The sequence below is a fragment of the Microbacterium sp. H6 genome (genome assembly GCF_003314775.1).
In the GTDB taxonomy this organism is placed as follows: Bacteria; Actinomycetota; Actinomycetes; order Actinomycetales; family Microbacteriaceae; genus Microbacterium; species Microbacterium oxydans.
Genome location: NZ_QOAY01000288.1, coordinates 12,225 through 14,275 on the forward strand (window position 1 = coordinate 12,225; position 2,051 = coordinate 14,275).

A 2,051-nucleotide genomic window follows, 5' to 3' on the forward strand; every position below is an offset into this window, starting at 1 on the left:
GGCGACGCTCGCCCGCCGCAGCCGTCGTTTCCACGACTACGACGCAGAGAACCCCGAGCCCTGACGGGCCCGGGGTTCCGGTCTCTATCCGACGCGTCAGTCCTGCTGCAGCGCGCCCTGGAGGTCGAGGCTGATGGTCACGTCCTTGCCGACGAGAACGCCGCCGGTCTCGAGCGCAGCGTTCCAGGTCAGGCCGAAGTCCTCGCGGTTGATGACCGTCTTGGCGGATGCGCCGGCCTTGTAGTTGCCCCACGGGTCGCTGCCGAATCCGCCGAAGTCGAGCTCGAAGGTCACCGGCTTCGTGATGCCGCGGATGGTGAGGTCGCCGTCCACGAACAGGTCGCCGCCCTCGGCGCGTGCGCCGGTCGAGACGAACTCCATGGTCGGGAAGTTCTCGGTGTCGAAGAAGTCGGCGGAACGGAGGTGCTGGTCGCGGCCCTCGTCCTTGGTGTCGACCGACGTGACGTCGACGGATGCCTCGACCTTGGCCTCGAGAGGGTTCTCCGGAGCGATCAGGGTGGCGCTCTTGACGCCGAAGGTGCCACGCACCTTCGAGATCATCATGTGACGGACACTGAAGGTGACCTCGCTGTGCGAGGGGTCCAGGACCCAGGTGCCGGGACGGTAGCCGGGGATGTCGATGCTAGTCATTGCTTCTCCTCTGGAGACGTCAGCCGCAGCTGCGGCAAGGGACAGGGGCCGCGTTCACCGCGACCACTGTGACAACTTACATTCAGAAGCATGTATTCCCCTGAATGAAGAAACTTTTCCCGAACAGCACGAGGCGCCCCTCTCCCGAAGGAGCGGGGCGCCTCGTTGAGCGAGCCCGGATCAGCCGACGGCGACGAGATCGATGATGAAGATCAGGGTCTTGCCGGAGAGGAAGTGACCTCCGCCGACGGGGCCGTAGGCCAGGTGCGGCGGGATGATCAGCTCGCGGCGGCCACCCACCTTCATGCCGGGGATGCCGTCCTGCCAGCCCTGGATGAGACCCCGCAGCGGGAACTGGATGGTCTCACCACGGCCCCAGGAGGAGTCGAACTCTTCGCCGGAGTCGAACTCGACCCCCGCATAGTGCACGGTGACGGTGTCGCCGGGCTTCGCCTCGGAACCGTCACCCTCGATGATGTCGCGGATGACGAGGTCCGCGGGCGCAGGGCCGGTGGGGGCGTCGAACTCAGGCTTTGTGCGATCAGTCATACGTCCATCAAACCCGAGCGCGATGGACCGGGTCAACGCACCGGCACCTGCTCACAGCGAACACCTCGCAACTTCACCGAGGCGCCGGGGGAAGAAGCTCTTGACACTCGCGCGGGGCCGGGTGCACCCTGTTTACAGATCAACTCAGCGCCCGGGAGACTCGCAGGCATCGCCGCAGCACCGGGCGCTGAGTCTTGCCACAGGCCCGCGCTCCGCGGTCACCCGGCGTCTCCGCACAGCAGGTCTGCGATCTCCACGGGGTGGCTCAGCATCGCGCAGTGACCACCCGGGAGTTCATCCGCGGTCAGCCCGAGGCGGGTCGCAGCCAGGTCGCGCAGGAACCCTGAGGGGAAGAAGCGGTCGTCCGAGAACACCACCACTCGCGTCGACACGTCGGGCCACTCCCGAAGCGGCCACGGCCGCTCCATCGCCTCCTGCGACGGGTGCGCGCGCTCGCGCCGCAATGCCTCCTCTGCAAGCGCGCGCGGGACGCCGTTGTAAAAGCTGACGAGCGGATCCGCATTGCCGGTCAGCCCTCCGTCCTGCGCGGATCGGGACGCGGAAGCGACCGTGTACCCGGAGTTCTCCCACCACTGACTCGGGGACTCGTCCGGCGTGGGGATCATGCCAGCGAACAGGACGAGCTCATCGGCGGCGAGCTGTGCAGCGACCAGGGGCGCGGTGAACGCCCCGAAGGAGTGCCCGACGACCGTCACCTCCCGGCGTGCACCGACGATGTCCACGACCGCTTCGGCATAGTCCTCGAGCGTGAGGGTGTCGTCGTCGGCGGGCAGGTCAGGGGCGAACACCGCGTGACCACGCCTGCGCAGCTCGGCTGCCACGAGATGCCA

The 2,051-nt window shown here is 67.4% G+C and carries 3 protein-coding genes; all 3 read right to left on the reverse strand.

Annotation, left to right across the window (positions count from 1 at the left end; all coding sequences use genetic code 11):
- Positions 1 to 96 precede the first annotated feature (96 nt).
- Positions 97 to 651: a YceI family protein gene (locus DSP71_RS18560; protein ID WP_045265072.1), complete on the reverse strand. Its 555-nt coding sequence runs from the start codon at positions 649 to 651 to the stop codon at positions 97 to 99.
- A gap of 180 nt (positions 652 to 831) precedes the next feature.
- Complete coding sequence (locus DSP71_RS18565) at positions 832 to 1,200, reverse strand: FKBP-type peptidyl-prolyl cis-trans isomerase (RefSeq protein ID WP_113681786.1); 369 nt, start codon at positions 1,198 to 1,200, stop codon at positions 832 to 834.
- A gap of 218 nt (positions 1,201 to 1,418) precedes the next feature.
- Positions 1,419 to 2,051, reverse strand: a 633-nt coding sequence (locus DSP71_RS18570; RefSeq protein ID WP_220151147.1) for an alpha/beta fold hydrolase, incomplete at its 5' end; no start/stop codon positions are given.

Bases quoted from the DNA above. Each gene is read 5' to 3' on its own strand.
- DSP71_RS18565 (WP_113681786.1), bottom strand. From the start codon at position 1,200: ATGACTGATCGCACAAAGCCTGAGTTCGACGCCCCCACCGGCCCTGCG.
- DSP71_RS18560 (WP_045265072.1), bottom strand. From the start codon at position 651: ATGACTAGCATCGACATCCCCGGCTACCGTCCCGGCACCTGGGTCCTG.